Consider the following 17,548-nt stretch of genomic DNA (forward strand, 5'->3'; position numbering starts at 1 on the left):
GTACAGGGAAATTCAGAAGAAATAAATAAAAAACAGGCACTGAATAAAAATGTATAGTTGGAATGGAGATGTAAAAAATGCAGTTTACAGATGAACAGTTTAAGAAAGACTCTGAACAGTTGATAGACTTTATATATAAAAGTCCAAGTCCATACCACGTTGTTAATAATATAGCGGCAGTTCTTAATGAAAACGGATTTATACGCTTAAGTGAGGGTAAAGCCTGGAAGATTAATCCGTCAGGACGTTATTATGTAATAAGAGGTGGTTCTTCAATTATAGCTTTTAATATGCCAAAGGCAGAAAGCTATAAGGGTTATAATATAACAGCCAGCCACAGTGATTCTCCATCTTTTAAGATAAAAGAAAATCCAGAGATAACAACAGATAAACATTACATAAGCCTTAATGTAGAGAAATACGGCGGAATGATAATGTCAACGTGGCTTGACAGACCATTGTCAGTTGCAGGATATGCAGTAGCAATTGGCAGGTCAGGCATTAAAGAATATCTTGTAAATGCAGATAAGGACCTGCTTGTAATACCTAACCTTGCAATACATATGAATCGTAGTGTCAATGATAACACAAGTCTTAACCCACAGAAGGATATGCTTCCTTTATTTGGTGATATTAATGCCAAGGATAACTTTGATGAGTATATAAAGTCTTGTATACAATCTGAAGACAAGGATAAAGAAAGCGTTGCAGATGAAAGCCTTACAACAGAACTTTTCTTATATAACAGGGAAAAAGGCAGAATATGGGGCTGCAACGATGAATATATATCAGCACCAAGATTAGATGACATACAATGTGCGTATTCATCTTTAATGGCTTATATTAAGGCATTGGGTGAGATTTCAGATGATTATGATAAAGTAAATGTATGCTGTGTATTTAATAATGAAGAAGTCGGAAGCACAACTATGCAGGGAGCAGACTCTACATTTTTATCAGATGTGTTAGAACGAATAAGCATAGCTTATGGTCTGGACAGGGAAAAGTATATGATGGCAATAGCTTCATCATATATGGTATCTGCTGATAATGCACACGCTGTACACCCTAACCACACAGATAAGGCAGACCTGACAAACAGACCATATATGAATGAAGGAATTGTTATTAAATTTAATGGCAATCAGAAATATACGACTGACAGTGTATCTTATGCCATATTCAAGGACATATGTGACAAAAGAAATGTCCCATACCAGACATATGCTAACAGGTCGGATATAGCCGGCGGCTCAACACTTGGCAATATATCTAATTCACACGTATCAGTTAATACTGTCGATATAGGGCTTGCACAGCTTGCAATGCACTCAGCATATGAAACAGCAGGTGTGAAAGATACAACTTATATGATAGAGGCACTGACAGGCGTATTTTTAAGATAGTAATTTAATAGTTTAATAACTGATATATGTAAATATATATTAATCATACAGAATATAATATATATTTTAATGTTAGAATTTTTTGGAAAATAGAATATGTGCAGGCTCAGATAAATGGCAGTTAGTAAAGAATACATTTACAGCATCTTTATAATCGCTCATTTTCTGAGCCTTTTTAATAGCCTTGGCTTCTTTTTTGCAGTCACCAAATGCGTATTCCATATAGCACCACATTTCTTTCATACGGTGGATAGCGTGCTTATCACCTGACATTATCTTAAGGCGTTCTTCATACACATAGTTATGGAGCTTTCGCATATTATCTTTATCCTCTTTAAGGTTTCTTGCATATTCATAAGGATTATCACTTATAAGTACATTGATAAGTCCTGGGTCAGCGACAAGTCCGCGACCAAGCATTATGCAGTGTGGCAGTGGTGATTTGCTATTTTCATCTGTATAAGCATAATCTTTAAGAAATGCAATATAATCATTTCGAGTAAATATGTCACCATTGTAACATACAGGGTTGCGGCTTTCTTTAATTGCCAGCCTGAAAGCTTCCTTATTAACATCACCACGGTAATAATCAGTTCTTACTCTTGGGTGGATAATTAATTCCTCAAGGCTGAACTTATTATATACTTCAAGAATATTGTACCATTCATCAGGTGATTCAATTCCGATACGTGTCTTTACAGATACTTTTATATTGTTGTCCTGAATGTAATTATCGGACATTATTTCATAAAGTATGCGTTCAAGCCTGTCAGTATCTGCAAGCATTCCTGAGCCTTTTGATTTGGAAACGACTGTTCCAGAGGGACAGCCTGCATTAAGGTTAATTTCATTATATCCGAAGTTATCAAAAAGCATATGGGCTGTCCATATGAAATCCTCTGAATTATTAGTCATTATCTGTGGTATTGAATTGATTAAATTATTATTTCTGTCAATATCACGCATTTCCTTTGCTAGAAATTTTTCTGTCTGGTTAGGTGATATAAATGGCATAAAATATTTGTCAATTTTGCCGTTTCCGAAGAATTCATCGAAGGCATTACGGAACATATAATCCGTAAGTCCCTCCATAGGGGCAAGATATACTTTGGTGTTAGACATATTTCCTCATTTCCTGTACATTACATAATTTTCTTTTTCTGCTGTCTTGCAGTTATGGCAGTAACCATTTGTCTAGGTACACATTTTGCCACAGTTGTGCCAAGCTTCATCATTAGAGTAGGAACAATTGTGACTTTGCCCCGAAACATCTGTCTTAATGCATAAGAAGCGCAGTAAGTGGCTGATATTCCCGGAAGTGCAAAGGTTACATTAGCTACATTATTAAAGTTGGTGTTAACAGGGCCGGGACATAACATACATATGTGAACCCTGCTCTTAGCCTCACGGAGTTCCTCATTAATGGCACTTGTAAGACTTGTCACATAGCTTTTAGTAGCATAATAAGTAGACATATATGGACCTCCCGGAAGAAGTCCTGCACTAGAAGCCACATTCATAATGTAACCACGGTTTCTTTTCTTGAAAGTCTTAACCATATATTTGGTAAGAATATGGGTTGCCTTGATATTTACATTAATCATAGATAATTCTTTATTAAGGCTTGTTTTATCAAAGCTTCCAAGGTCGCCAAATCCAGCGTTATTAATGAAGATATATATATCCTTCTTTGCCAATGTCCTGCCAAGCTTAATGCAGGCATTTTCATCAGATAGATCACAGGTTATTATTTCACATCTTGTAGATAACTGCTGTGAGAGAAGAAGCATTTCTTTAGTATTTCTAGATACAAGGATAAGGTCATAGCCTTTCTTGCTTAAAAGCTTTGCCATTTCACGGCCGATACCAGAGCTTGCACCAGTTATGCAGGCAACGGCACGGCTGGATTTATTGGAATTATTAATATTATTCATATTAAACCTCATTTCTGCGCACAGATTAAAGAATAACAGTTTAGTGTCATGTGCACACAGACACGATTACTCCACTTGTAAAATTAAATGGACTGCATTACAATAGAAACATTATAACATAAAACAATAGGAGAGAAGTATGAAAAATCGAACCTTATTTAAACAAGAGTACATTGATGCGGCAATGAGAGCCAGCAATTTTGATAATAATAAGTACAAAATATTTAAAATGATATACAACATCTTCGGACTTTTATTTGGAATGGGCTGTATAAGATATCTTATATTCCAGATTATGGGGAGCGAGGAAGCCGACTGGTTTATGGTAATATTTTATGCGTGTGCTGCGGTTGTATTCCTTTATATAGGAATGATTGGAATGGACAGAAGCAATAAAAGAAAGTACCATAATATATATTCAAGAATGGTTGGAATTACATTTACATATGATATCGACGCAGAATATATTGTTGTAACCGATGAGGAAGACGACAAGGACACATTCAGCTGGGACGATATAATTAAATGGAATCAGGATACGGAAAATATATATCTTTTTGTGTCTGCTGATGACTGCCTTGTAATTAATAAGGAAGGCTTTGTTGAAGGGACATATAAAGATTTAATCGAACTTGCAACAGCAGTTATGGGACTTAGGGATGATGAGGAGAATATTAATGAATAATATAAGCGTTAGAATTAATAACACAGATACACAGGATAATGCAAATGGTCTTTACATAAGAATATTAGAGGCTGACGAGATTACAGACATATATAATGAACATATAGTAACAGACTTTCCGGCATCAGAGGTTAAGCCTCTTAGTCAGATGTTAAGAAAGAGAGAGCAAGGACAGTATTTTGTATATGGAATGTTTGAGGATAATGGAGAGCTTGCAGGATATGCGTATTTTATAAAATGCAGTAATAAAGATGTATATCTTCTTGATTATCTTGCGATAGTTAAGAATAAGCGTTCAAAGCATTTAGGTTCAACATTTTTACAGGAGTTAAAGAATATTGCAGTAAATGATGACAGGCTCTTAATGCTTGAGGTTGAAAACCCTGACTATGCAGATGAGGGTGCAGCTAAGGATTATATGATTAAGAGAATAGGCTTTTATAAGAAGAATGGAATGAAATTAAGCAATACAAGCTGTTATTTCCTTGGTAATGAATATAGAATATTGTATGCAGGCGATGAAGTAGAAGATGACTATATGGATGAGATAACAGATACTGTATACAGAGATTTCTTCGGAGATGAATTCGTGGATATGAATGTAAGATTTCATTAATAATAATAAGTAAAAGCTCTGATTGAGTTAATAATCTTTTGAAAATGTAATAACACCTTAAAAATAATAAGTGTACTAATTGACAAAATATGATTAGTTATCGCATAATATGACGTATGAATATGTATAATTATTCATATTCTGGCAGGTATATGTCTAGCGCATCAGGCATTTATCAGGCAGGTACTAAAGATTGCGCAGAAAAGAGGATTACAATGAACAATCAGGAAATGATGGAACTAACAACGGTTGATAAAAGTGAATTTGAAGAACTCGTTAAAGAGTGTACAAGATCAGGCTCCATTGACCAGAATTTATATATCGAATATGATGTTAAGAGGGGTCTTCGTGATAGCAATGGTAATGGTGTTCTTACAGGACTTACAGAAATATCTGATGTATGCGGTAATGAGAATGTTCATGGTAGAAAGATACCTGTCGATGGACAGTTATATTTTCAGGGATATAATGTCCAGGATATTATTAAAGGCTCTACAAGAGATAGATTCCGTTTTGAAGAAGCAACTTACCTTCTTTTATTTGGTAATCTTCCTACAGAGAAACAGCTTGACAGTTTCCTTAGAATACTTGCTGATTTACAGGAACTTTCAGGTGCATTTATCAGAGATGTAATTATGAAGGCAACAAGTACTAATCTTATGAATTCACTTATGAAAAGTATCTTAAGCCTTTATTCATATGATGAAAATCCGGATGACATATCAATTCCTAATGTATTAAGGCAGTCGTTACAGCTTATAGCTAAGATGCCTTTGCTTACAGTATATGCGTATCAGTCATACAGACATTTTAAATTAGACGGAACGCTTATGATTAAGAATCCTAGGAAGGGATATTCAACGGCAGAGAATATTCTTTATATGTTAAGAGATGATGGACAGTTCACAGAGCTTGAAGCTAAGGTTCTTGATATCTGTCTTGTACTCCACGCAGAGCATGGTGGTGGTAATAACTCAACATTTACTAACCACGTTGTAACATCATCAGGAACTGATACATATTCAGCTATGGCAGCTTCAATCGCTTCCCTTAAAGGTCCTAAGCATGGTGGTGCTAACCTTAAGGTTCAGGAAATGTTCGCTGATATAAAAGCTAACTGCAAGGATTGGGATAATAAAGAAGAAATCTGTGCATATCTTAATAAAATTCTTGATAAACAAGCATTTGATGGTGCAGGTCTTATATATGGTATGGGTCATGCTGTATACACTAATTCTGACCCAAGAGAAGTTATACTTAAGAGCTTTGCGAAAAATCTTTCTGTTGAAAAGGGAATGGAGAAGGAGTATGCTCTTTATGAGACAGTAGAAAAAGAAGCAGGACAGCTTATTATGAACAAAAGAAAAATGTTCAAGCCGGTATGTGCCAATGTCGATTTCTACAGTGGATTTGTATATTCAATGCTTGGTATTCCAGAAGAAATGTTTACTCCTATGTTCGCAACAGCTCGTATTTCAGGCTGGTGTGCTCATCGTCTTGAAGAGCTTGTCAATGCAGGAAAGATTATTCGTCCTGCTTATAAGTATGTAGGCTGGCATAGGGATTATCCTAAGATGGAAGAACGCAAATAATAATTAGCAATTAAAGAGGTATTAATCAAAATGTCACAATATAAGGTAAGAAAGTTAAATAAGCCAATTAACTGTGTTGTTGAAGTGCCGGGTTCTAAGAGTATTACGAACAGAGCACTTCTTATGGCAGCGTTATCAGATGGAGAGTGCAGACTTAATGGAGTGTTATTCAGCGATGATTCAAGACATTTTCTTTCAAGTCTTATAGCATTAGGTTATGTTATACAGGTAAATGAAGTTGACAAATATGCAATCATAGAAGGACATGGTGGCAATATTCCTAAGAAAGAGGGCGTTATCAATGTAGGCAGTGCAGGAACAGCAGCAAGATTTCTTACGGCAATGTTAGCTTTTTCTGATGGACAGTATACAATAGAAAGTTCTGAGCAGATGAAGAAAAGACCAATGCTTCCTTTATTTAATGCACTTGAAGATATGGGAGCACATTTTGAGTTCCTTGAAAAAAACGGACATCTTCCAGTAAAGGTAACAGGTGCAGCTTTTGGCGGTAATAAGCCTAAGGCAGAGGTATCAATTGACATAAGTGAGAGTACACAGTTCTTAAGTGCACTTATGATGACAGCACCAATGCTTGACAGTGGTCTTAAGATTAATATTACAAGCAAGAAGACAGATGGCTCATATATAAGAATAACATCTAATATGATGAAGCAGTTCGGCTGTGAGGTTGTACACGAAGGGGCTGTATATCAGATACCTGCTGATGACAATTATGTTGCAGGTACATATCAGATTGAACCTGATGTGTCAGCAGCCTGCTATTTCTATGCGGCAGCAGCACTTACAGGTGGTTATGCCCTTGTTAAGAATGTAAGATATACTTCAATGCAGGGAGATATGAAGTTCCTTGAGGTGTTAAAGCAGTTAGGCTGTAAAGTTGAGGAAGAGCATGAAGGAATAAGTGTTACAGGTCCTGCTAATGGTGAATACAATGGCGTAGACGTAGATATGAATGACTTCTCAGACCAGACAATGACACTTGCGGCAATTGCTCCATTTGCAAAGACACCAACAATTATAAGAAATATTGAACATATAAGACTTCAGGAGTCAGATAGAATAGAGGCTATTGCTAATGAACTTAACAGCCTCTGCATAGATATTAAGAAGGGAAGAGACAGAATAGAAATTCTTCCAGGACATATTAAACCAGGCGTTGTAAAGACATACTCCGATCATAGAATGGCTATGGCATTTGCACTTATCGGGCTCAGAGTGGATGGCATTATAATTGATGATTATGAGTGTTGTGCGAAGACCTTTGAGGATTATTTTCAGGTGCTTGACAGGGCTACACGAGAGTAATGCGAGAGGGGGCAGCTTTTGGTTAGTCGGATTTCGGACGATATAAGGCACGATATTAAGGTGTTAAGCTGGAGGTTATGGATTAGCCGGACTATATAAGGCTCGAAAAAAGGGAGGGCTGCTGGGATAAGGTGATGGTCAGGTAAACAGATTGGATATTTCTAAGACTTTCCGTGAAGGTTGTTGATAGGGACACAGCCGCTCAGACGAAACATCCGTGTTTCGTATTCGCTCACTCGTACATCCTTGTACGAGTGCTGTTGGACGTAGAGGGAAAGCCTAAGAAATATCACAATATGTTTAAAGGACCATCTCCTCACCCCAGCCACCCTCCCTTGATTTTTTTCGTTCCTTATATCTGGGTACTGCTTAATTTACACACGTTGATAAGTCCTACTTAGCCGAGAGAACAACAGCCCCACTCCACGAAATAAATTACGGCAAGCACTTACAAAACTTCCGGCTGGCAATCGCAGTTGTGTGGCATTAATATATTGCAAGCTGGGTACTGTTGAAGCCGCCGGCACTTAGCGGCTGTCCTTTAGCCGCTTAGTGTCCGCTGCGGCTTCAAGTAGCGGGAGCGTGCCCAGCGGTAATATATTAATGCCGCACAACGTCCGTCCACCACCGCCACCACAAAAGTTTTGTAAAGTACTCCCACAAATTAAAAGAAAAGCAGGTGACCCCCAATTTGAAAATCCTAATGTACAAATGGAAAGTATACAATCAAAGCGATGTAGCTGAAGCGTTTGAATATTTCGGACATACCGTTGATATGTATGAAGAAAAGCCTGTCAACAGTAACAGTATCACAGGCTATAAAGAACACGATATGAAAGAGATATCAGATGTGATTTCAGAATATGATATAGTATTTTCTCTTAACTACTTTCCGCATATATCAGATGTATGTGAAAAGCTTGGAAAGAAGTATATTGCATGGACAGTAGACAGTCCACTTATATCTCTTTATCACCAGTCTGTATTTAATTCGTGTAATTATATATTTATATTTGATAAGTTCTTTTATTATGAATTAAAGCAGATGGGTGTCCGAAATGTATACTATCTTCCGCTTGCTGTTAATACAGAAAGGCTTGATAAGCTGATTGGTCGGCAGAGCAAAGAAGATCGGCAGAGGTTTGCGGCTGATGTTTCATTCGTTGGAAGTATGTATCATAAGAATTCCTATGATGATATTAAAGATAAACTGCCGCCATATATGAAGGGGTATTTTGATGCGGCAATGCTTGCACAGCTTAATATATTTGGGGATAACATAATAGACGATTTGCTGACAGTAGATATATTAAAGGAATTGTCGGAGATAATAGATTTCAGGCAGGGGGACAGGGCATTTTCTGATATACGGCTTGTGTTTGAGTCTACATTTCTGGGCTTTAAGCTTGCTAATATAGAACGTGTAAGTACGCTTAACAGGTTGTCAAAGACGTTAAGGGGTCATAATACTGCCTTGTATACAGACACGATTGACAGTAAGCTGGAAGGCGTTGACTATAGGGGTGCAGTAGCTTATATGACACATATGCCTCTCGTATTTAACAATTCGAGAATTAATCTTAATATGACAATAAGAAATATAAGGACGGGCATACCATTAAGAGTGTGGGATATATTAGGAGCAGGAGGTTTTCTGCTTACGAATTTTCAGGTGGAACTCCCGGATTATTTTGAAAATGGAAAAGATATTGTGTATTATGAGGACATTAATGACTGCTGCCGTAAAGCGGAATATTATCTGGCACACGAAGATGAGCGCAGACTGATTGCACTCAACGGCTATAACATAGTTAAACAAAAGCACAGTTATATACAGAGAATTGCCACAATTCTTGATATAGTAAATTATTAATAAAATGTGATTATCACGATTGCGGTAAGGCGTGAGTATTATCATTATAATATGATGTGATAGTTAAAAAGAAATACCGCCACTGGTATTATAATAATTAAAGATTGTAATAAGAATGACATAGAAGCAGTGAACTAATAAATCACTGCCGCTATGTCATTTTATTATATGATTTGTTAGTTATGTTATTGTAATAATATTCAATCAGTTTGCTGTAAGCTGCTAATTGCACCAAACACACCATTGAATTCATTGAAAAATGTTTCTTCATATTTTTTTAAGAATACAGAAGCATAATTATCCTTATAAGATAAAGATATATAGAGGTTGCCAATTGCAGAGTCTATAATCTGTATTTTAATAAGAAGGTTATTGTCACATTTCCAAACAGCAGAAGCAGCACATCTGAAATTGTATATAGGAAATTCAGATACGATGTTATAACCAAATCCAAAGTCAATGCTATGTGTGCCTGTTTCGTTAGTATAGGTTATTGTTCCCCATTTTCTGGTAGTGTTATTAGTGTCCGTGCAGGCATTGTCTGCATTATGAATTGTAACTTTTACAGCGGTCATTTTGCATACATTTTCATCACATACATATGTAACATTATTGATTAAATTCTCATATGAGGAAGCAGTGCTGTCCTTAAGGCAGAACAATTCACGGCTGTTAATAAAGGTATTGTATTCTGCAAGCTGTGCATCAGTTTCGTTATTAACAGATGTTTCGTCATCGATTTTATTATAGATTTCTTCCCAGAAGGCATCATATATGCACTGTACGCCGCCTTGACGTCCAAGGGTATCAGCGGTTGTTACCATATAGATGTCCTTATCAGGAACATAAAGCGCAAGCTGTCCCGCCATACCATAGAGGGCATATCCGCCGTTGCGTGTGATCCATATCTGATAACCATAACCCTGCATTTCCTCCAATGTACCGCTCTTTCCATAAGGGTCGCTCTGCTTCATTCGTGCGGCTTTGATGTAATCTGCTGGAATAAGCTGCTTGTCGTTGTATACACCATCTTTAGATATAAGATAGATTATTTTAAGCATATCAACAGGTCTTGCACATATTCCAGAACCGCCCATAGGAATTCCACAAGGGTCAGGAAGAATAAATGTATCTTCAGAAAATCCCAGTTCATTAAGGAACTTTTCTTTAAGATAGTCAATAAGTCTCATTCCAGATAGTCTTTCGATAAGAGCACCAAGAACGTGAGTTGATGAAGTGTCATAAGAGAATTGTGTGCCAGGTGCGTGAACAGGCTTGACTGTAAAGAATGAGCCCACCCAGTCGGTTATGCCAGCAGTTTTATAAGTGGTGCTGTCGTGGCACGTTCTCATAGTAAGCATATCCCTTATAGTAAGCATTTTCATATAATCATAAGCTCCATTTTGGGGAAGTTTATCTTTAAAATAATCAACAATATGGTCATCTAATGATAACTTGTGTTCGCCATACAGACAGCCAATGCCCAAAGATACTAAAGACTTTGTCATAGAAAACATACGGTGAAGTGAATTGTTGTCGTAAGGCTTGTAATAGCTTTCCATACATATATTGTTTCCACGCATAATTATAAGGCTGTGCATAGGAATATCCTGATTTTCAAGACGTTTTGCATAATTAATAAGATTGTGGTAGTCGATATTACATTCGCTTGGTTTAACATAATTAAATTTAGTCTGCATAATTAAATCCTCCGTTGGTTAATTATTTTACAAGTGTTCGTTCATTAATAAGCTTAATATAATATATATTACAATACAAATATGAGAGTGTCAAAATGTATCAGCTGTCTATATGATAATATAATTTTTTAAAATTAAACTTCAAAAATGTATTCAAATCATATATAATGTAAGGAATTATTGAGGTATAGAATGTAGTATAAATTCACAGGAAGGATAGTAATATTAAGAAAATGTAATAGTATACGGATTATTATTGTTTAAATTGTTATTCAAGTTATTATGTGGATTTATAAAAAAGGGGGAACAGAGTTGATTAACGTATTATGCAGAATATTTGTTAAGAATTATAAAGATACGAAAAATCCCAAAGTAAGGCTGGAGTATGGAATATTTGCAGGAATTGTTGGAATTATATGTAATATTGTACTGTTTCTTACAAAGCTTACGGCTGGATTTCTTACATCATCATTGTCAATTATGGCAGATGCAATTAATAACTTATCAGATGCAGGTTCATCAATAGTAACACTTGCGGGCTTTAAGCTTGCATCCAAGCCGGCGGACTCGGAACATCCATATGGGCACGGAAGAATAGAGTATATATCAGGCTTTATTGTATCAATGCTCATTATTGTAATGGGTGTTGAGCTGTTAAGAAGCTCAGTTGAGAAAATATTCAATCCACAGCCTCTGGAATTCAGCTTTATTTCAATTATAATACTGATTTTTTCTATTCTTTTAAAAATGTGGATGGCTAAATTTAACAAACGGCTTGGAGATAAAGTAGATTCTGCGGCAATGAAAGCCACAGCAACAGACAGCTTATCAGATTGCATAAGCACTACCGTTGTATTGTTCGGCGTGCTTATTACACAGTTTTCCAATGTAGATATCGATGGCTATGCAGGAGCGTTTGTCGCATTATTTGTAATAATAGCAGGATTTAAAGCAGCTAAAGAAACGCTTTCGCCACTTCTTGGCCAGCCGCCATCAAAGGAATTTGTAAAGGAGCTGGAAAGATTAATATTAGAGGACGAACATATCATAGGTGTCCACGATTTAATCGTTCATAATTATGGACCGGGAAGAGTATTCGTATCAGTACACGCAGAAGTTCCGGCAGATATGGATATTCTTGTGGCACACGACTGTGTGGATATGGCAGAACGCCGCATAGAAAAACGAATGGGTTGTTTTATAAGCATACATATGGATCCTGTAATAACAGATGATGAGGTTATTAATGAACAGAAAGCGGTTGTTCAGGAGATAATTGATGATATATCACCGGATATAAGCATGCATGATTTCAGAACAATAAAAGGACCACATATAACTAATCTTATATTTGATGTGTTAGTTCCATTTGGATTTGATATGAAAGACGATGAGATAGTTAGCAGGATAAAAGATGCACTCCGCGATAAGCACGAGAACTGGAGAGCAGTAATACAGGTTGATAAGAAAATGTTCTGAAATTAATGATGGAGACTGGGATTATATCCAGCCTCCATCATATTGTATTATCTGTCCGGTAAGGTAGTTGTCGGAGTTTAAAATAAGCTTTGCAAGATTGGCAACCCCATAAGGTGAGCCAAGTGTTCCACAAGGAATTTCTTCTGCTAATTCTTGAAGCTCCTCAGGGCTTAAATGTCCATTCATCTCAGTGTCTATAGCTCCACAGGCTATTGCATTAACCTGTATGTTACTTGGCGCAAGTTCTTTAGCTAAAGCTTTGGTAAAAGAATTGATTGCCCCCTTGGTAGCAGAGTAGGCGACTTCACAGCTTGCACCATACAAGCCCCACACTGATGATATGTTGATGATTTTTCCGCAATGACGTCTTAACATATCCTGCACTGCAAAATGGCAGCAGTTGTATACAGAATTTAGATTGACAGACATTATATTATTCCACATATCAGGTGTCATATCCTGAAATAGCCCTATAGATGCAATTCCTGCATTATTAATAAGAACATTTACTTTTCCATAAATGCTTATGGCGAGGTCAAACATTTCATTAACTGTTGAATAATTGCTGACGTCCCCGACAAAGGTTTCACACAATGCTCCCTTTTTAATAATTTCTTTTTTGACAAGTTCAAGCCTGCCAGCACTTTTGGAACAATTGATAATAAGTGCTGTATCAGGTGCTGCTAGGCTTAAAGCAATAGCTTTGCCAATTCCGCGTGAAGCACCGGTTACCACTATGACAGTGGATACATTAGTTTCCATAATAAATCCTCATTTCTATGAATGATTTTTGCACACATCAGCACTTATTGTGTCAGAATAATCTGATATTTAAACATAATAATGCAAATGTGAGCATATACTATATTTATCATTCTATATCAAAAAAATACATTGGGCAAGCTTGACATTTAATGATTTGTGCATACTTACTAAATTTGTAAATGCTTACAAAAAACTCAGAAAGTTATTCGACACAAATTGACAGATAATCAAGAAGTTATCCACAGATAAAAAGTGTGGAATTGCTTAGAAAAATAGTTATACACCGAGTTATCCACATTATCCACAATTTGATATGGGGATAAACACTGTGGATTATATCGTGGATAATAGAATAAATGTTTTGTTCAATTATACAAAATTTTAAATTGTTAAAAAAATACCAGTATTAGTGCTTGACATTTGAAATGCCAGTATTACAGGGGGTTCACGGCTCTTTGACTACTAAATTAATAAAATATCTGTAAATTGTGTGAACTTACTTGTCTAAATGTGAAATTGTGTTATAATAACATTATCAAAAGTCGTGAAGCACAATGAAGCACAATTGAATTGGCAACATTCCTTGATCAGGCAACACGATAATAAAGTGATAGAAGGAGTTGGACATCATGCGTTTTATTATTACAGGAAGAAATATTGATGTAACAGATGGTTTAAGATCAGCAGTGGAGGAAAAGTTAGGTAAGCTGGATAGATTTTTTGCACCAGAGACAGAAGTCAATGTAACATTAAGTGTTGAGAAAGAAAGGCAGAAGATAGAAGTTACAATACCTGTTAAAGGTAACATTATAAGAAGTGAACAGGTAAGCAGTGATATGTATGTGTCTATAGATCTTGTTGAGGAAGTAATTGAGAGACAGTTAAAGAAGTATAAGAACAAGATTGTAGATAAGCATCATAATGAAGCCGCATTTGCCAAGGAATATGTAGAGAATGAATATGAGCCAACAGATGAGGTTAAGATTATAAGAACTAAGAGATTTGGTATCAAACCAATGGATCCTGAAGAGGCATGTGTCCAGATGGAATTATTAGGTCATAATTTCTATGTATTCTTCAACTCAGAGACAGAAGAAGTTAATGTTGTATACAAGAGAAAAGGCAATACATATGGTCTTATAGAGCCAGAACTTGACTAATTATAATGCAGCTGATTATGAATTATAGTTGATTTATATAATTATATTCAAGTCTTTATGGTGTGATTAATGAATTATATGTAATGTACTATATTAGATATAGTTGATGAATTTACATTAATTATAAGGTATATGTTTATAGTAATTTAATTAATTAAAGATTATCTAAAAGAAGTGCAGTATCTTAGTATATCTGCACTTCTTTCTTGTTATGGGTGATGCTTGCCTAATTATATAAATGGTGATACAATTACAATAATTTCAGCTTTTCGTAGTGTGGAAAAGGTAAAGTAAGGAGAGTATGTAATGGGTTTAGTTCAGAAAATATTCGGAACACATAGTCAACATGAGTTAAAGAGAATTTATCCTATTGCTGATAAAGTAGAAAGCTATAGGGAAGAATATGGTAAGTTAAGCGATGAACAGCTTAAAGGAAAGACTAAAGAATTCAAGGAAAGATTATCTAAAGGCGAGACTTTGAATGATTTGCTTCCGGAAGCATATGCAACTGTAAGAGAAGCTGCCAAGAGAGTTCTTGGGATGGAACATTACAGAGTACAGATTATCGGTGGTATTATTCTTCATCAGGGACGTATTGCAGAGATGCGTACAGGTGAAGGTAAGACACTTGTATGTACACTTCCGGCATATCTTAATGCACTTGAAGAAAAGGGAGTATTAGTAGTTACAGTTAATGATTATCTTGCTAAGCGTGATGCTGAATGGATGGGACAGGTACACAATTTCCTTGGACTTTCAGTAGGTATAGTTCTTCACGATATGAAAGATGATGAAAGAAGAGCGGCATATGCAAGTGATATTACATATGTTACTAATAATGAACTTGGATTTGATTATCTTAGGGATAATATGGCTATATATAAGGAGCAGCTTGTACTCCGTGACCTTCATTACTGTATTATCGATGAGGTCGATTCAGTACTTATTGATGAGGCACGTACACCTCTTATTATTTCAGGACAGAGCGGCAAGTCAACTAAGTTATATGAACTTTGTGATGTACTTGCAAGACAGCTTGTAAAGGGTACTTACCATGGTGAACGTACTAAGATGCAGGTTATGATGCAGGAAGAGATAGAGGAAGATGGTGACTTTATCGTTAATGAGAAGGATAAGGTTGTTAATCTTACAGAACAGGGTGTCCATAAGGTTGAACAGTTCTTCCATATTGATAACTATGCTGATATTGAGAACCTTGAAATACAGCACAATGTAACACTTGCATTAAGAGCACATTATCTTATGTTCAGGGATAAGGATTATGTTGTCAAAGATGATGAAGTTCTTATTGTAGATGAATTTACAGGACGTATTATGCCAGGACGCCGTTATTCAGATGGTCTTCATCAGGCTATTGAAGCTAAGGAACACGTTAAGGTTAAGAGAGAGAGTAAGACACTTGCAACTATTACATTCCAGAATTTCTTTAATAAGTTTGATAAGAAAGCCGGTATGACAGGTACTGCTCTTACAGAAGAGAAGGAATTCAGGGGAATATACAATATGGACGTTGTAGAAGTCCCTACTAATAAGCCAATAGCAAGAATTGACCATAATGATGCTGTATTTAAGACTATGAAGGGCAAGTTCAATGCTGTTGTAGAAGAAGTTATTGCGGCACACGAAAAAGGACAGCCTGTACTTGTTGGTACAATAACAATTGATACATCAGAACTTTTAAGTGAAATGCTTAGAAAAAGAGGAATACCTCATAATGTACTTAATGCCAAGTATCACGAGCTTGAGGCTCAGATTGTAGCCGATGCAGGTAAGCACGGAGCTGTAACAATAGCTACTAATATGGCAGGACGTGGTACTGATATTAAGCTTGATGAGGAAGCAAGAGCGGCAGGAGGACTTAAGATTATTGGTACAGAAAGACACGAGTCAAGACGAATTGATAATCAGTTAAGAGGTCGTGCAGGTCGTCAGGGTGACCCAGGTGAATCAAGATTTTATATATCTCTTGAAGATAATCTTATGAGATTATTCGCTCAGGAGACTCTTATGAATACATTTAACAGATTAGGTGTTGGTGAGAATGACCAGATTGAGCATAAGTTGTTAAGTAATGCTATTGAGACAGCACAGAAGAAGATTGAGACTAACAACTACGGAATAAGATTACATTTGCTTGAATATGATCAGGTAATGAATGAACAGAGAGAGATTATGTACGCCGAGAGAAAGAGAGTTCTTAATGGCGAGAGTATGCGTAACTCAATTATGAAGATGATAACTGATTTCGTTGAGGGCGTTGTTAATAGAAGTGTCAGCGAAGATAAGAGTGCTGATGAGTGGAATTATGATGAGATTAACGAGCTTTTACTTCCAACTATACCTATAGCACCAGTTGCGTATGATGAGAATATAAAGAACAAGAATGAACTTATTCATGCATTGAAAGAGAAAGCTGTTAAATTCTATGAAGATAAGGAAGCTTTATTCCCAGAACCAGAGACAATAAGAGAGATTGAACGAGTTGTTCTTCTTAAGGTTATTGATAGAAAATGGATGGATCATATTGATGATATGGATCAGCTTAAGCAGGGAATTGGACTTCAGGCATATGGACAGAAAGATCCTGTTGTACAGTATAAGATGATGGGATATGATATGTTTGATGAGATGACAAGAGCTATTACAGAAGATACTGTAAGACTTCTTATGCACATTCAGGTAGAAGAAAAGGTTGAAAGAGAGCAGGTAGCTAAAGTTACAGGCACTAACAAAGACGAAGGATCTTCTGTAAAAGGACCTGTAAGACGTACAGATAAGAAGATTTATCCTAATGACCTCTGCCCTTGTGGAAGTGGGAAGAAGTATAAGAATTGTTGTGGACGTCAGGCATAATGTCCGGGAAGTGATATAGTAATTTATAGATTATAATATTTGACGGATTGGGGCTGTCACACTATGCGAATATGACATTTTGTGGTATTATAATATGATGTAAGTGTTAATATATTATGTTAATATATTAAAAGAGTT

Annotated in this window: 13 protein-coding genes; 9 read left to right on the forward strand and 4 right to left on the reverse strand. The window is 36.2% G+C overall.

Annotated elements, in window-relative coordinates; translation table 11 throughout:
- The first annotated feature begins 77 nt into the window (after positions 1-77).
- Complete coding sequence (locus tag WMO42_RS13075; RefSeq protein ID WP_055177225.1) at positions 78-1,406, forward strand: M18 family aminopeptidase; 1,329 nt, start codon at positions 78-80, stop codon at positions 1,404-1,406.
- 72 nt (positions 1,407-1,478) lie between these two features.
- On the opposite strand, the gene WMO42_RS13080 is transcribed toward WMO42_RS13075, so the two are convergent.
- Complete coding sequence (locus WMO42_RS13080) at positions 1,479-2,528, reverse strand: tRNA-dihydrouridine synthase family protein (protein ID WP_055177234.1); 1,050 nt, start codon at positions 2,526-2,528, stop codon at positions 1,479-1,481.
- Positions 2,529-2,548: 20 nt separating this feature from the next.
- Positions 2,549-3,340 (reverse strand): SDR family NAD(P)-dependent oxidoreductase, encoded by a 792-nt coding sequence (locus tag WMO42_RS13085; protein WP_349172153.1) that lies wholly within the window; start codon positions 3,338-3,340, stop codon positions 2,549-2,551.
- Between the two features lie 139 nt (positions 3,341-3,479).
- Between WMO42_RS13085 and WMO42_RS13090 the strand changes: the two genes are divergently transcribed.
- The 5 genes from WMO42_RS13090 to WMO42_RS13110 all read left to right on the forward strand — a co-directional run bounded on the left by WMO42_RS13090 (position 3,480) and on the right by WMO42_RS13110 (position 9,432).
- A complete protein-coding gene (locus tag WMO42_RS13090) occupies positions 3,480-4,025 on the forward strand; it encodes a YcxB family protein (protein WP_349192507.1) in 546 nt (181 codons plus the stop codon).
- The gene (locus WMO42_RS13095) at positions 4,018-4,641 is read left to right on the forward strand and encodes a GNAT family N-acetyltransferase (protein ID WP_055306825.1); all 624 of its coding nucleotides are present in this window, start codon (positions 4,018-4,020) and stop codon (positions 4,639-4,641) included. The genes WMO42_RS13090 and WMO42_RS13095 overlap by 8 nt, the downstream gene beginning before the upstream one ends.
- 215 nt (positions 4,642-4,856) lie before the next feature.
- A complete protein-coding gene (locus tag WMO42_RS13100; protein ID WP_022503056.1) occupies positions 4,857-6,233 on the forward strand; it encodes a citrate/2-methylcitrate synthase in 1,377 nt (458 codons plus the stop codon).
- A 30-nt stretch (positions 6,234-6,263) separates the two neighbouring features.
- The gene (gene aroA / locus WMO42_RS13105) at positions 6,264-7,559 is read left to right on the forward strand and encodes a 3-phosphoshikimate 1-carboxyvinyltransferase (protein ID WP_055306824.1); all 1,296 of its coding nucleotides are present in this window, start codon (positions 6,264-6,266) and stop codon (positions 7,557-7,559) included.
- 703 nt (positions 7,560-8,262) lie between these two features.
- Positions 8,263-9,432, forward strand: a complete 1,170-nt coding sequence (locus tag WMO42_RS13110) for a DUF3880 domain-containing protein (RefSeq protein ID WP_070101497.1) — start codon at positions 8,263-8,265, stop codon at positions 9,430-9,432.
- A 200-nt stretch (positions 9,433-9,632) separates the two neighbouring features.
- Here the strand turns inward: WMO42_RS13110 and WMO42_RS13115 are convergent, their stop codons facing one another.
- A complete protein-coding gene (locus WMO42_RS13115; RefSeq protein ID WP_055306822.1) occupies positions 9,633-11,132 on the reverse strand; it encodes a serine hydrolase in 1,500 nt (499 codons plus the stop codon).
- Positions 11,133-11,444: 312 nt separating this feature from the next.
- On the opposite strand from WMO42_RS13115, the gene WMO42_RS13120 reads away from it, so the two are divergent.
- The gene (locus tag WMO42_RS13120) at positions 11,445-12,611 is read left to right on the forward strand and encodes a cation diffusion facilitator family transporter (RefSeq protein ID WP_022503052.1); all 1,167 of its coding nucleotides are present in this window, start codon (positions 11,445-11,447) and stop codon (positions 12,609-12,611) included.
- Positions 12,612-12,632: 21 nt separating this feature from the next.
- Here WMO42_RS13120 and WMO42_RS13125 read toward each other — a convergent pair whose 3' ends face one another.
- Complete coding sequence (locus WMO42_RS13125) at positions 12,633-13,373, reverse strand: SDR family NAD(P)-dependent oxidoreductase (RefSeq protein ID WP_055306821.1); 741 nt, start codon at positions 13,371-13,373, stop codon at positions 12,633-12,635.
- Positions 13,374-14,005: 632 nt separating this feature from the next.
- On the opposite strand from WMO42_RS13125, the gene raiA reads away from it, so the two are divergent.
- Together raiA and secA are read left to right on the forward strand one after the other, a co-directional pair.
- Entirely contained in the window at positions 14,006-14,536 is a 531-nt protein-coding gene (gene raiA / locus WMO42_RS13130; RefSeq protein ID WP_022503050.1) for a ribosome-associated translation inhibitor RaiA, read from the forward strand.
- Positions 14,537-14,842: 306 nt separating this feature from the next.
- Positions 14,843-17,410 carry a preprotein translocase subunit SecA gene (gene secA / locus WMO42_RS13135; protein ID WP_055306820.1) on the forward strand — a complete coding sequence of 856 codons (2,568 nt, stop codon included), beginning with the start codon at positions 14,843-14,845 and terminating at the stop codon, positions 17,408-17,410.
- The last annotated feature ends 138 nt before the right edge of the window (positions 17,411-17,548 follow it).

The organism is Lachnospira sp. CLA-JM-H23, from assembly GCF_040096425.1.
Classification (GTDB): Bacteria; Bacillota; Clostridia; order Lachnospirales; family Lachnospiraceae; genus Lachnospira; species Lachnospira rogosae.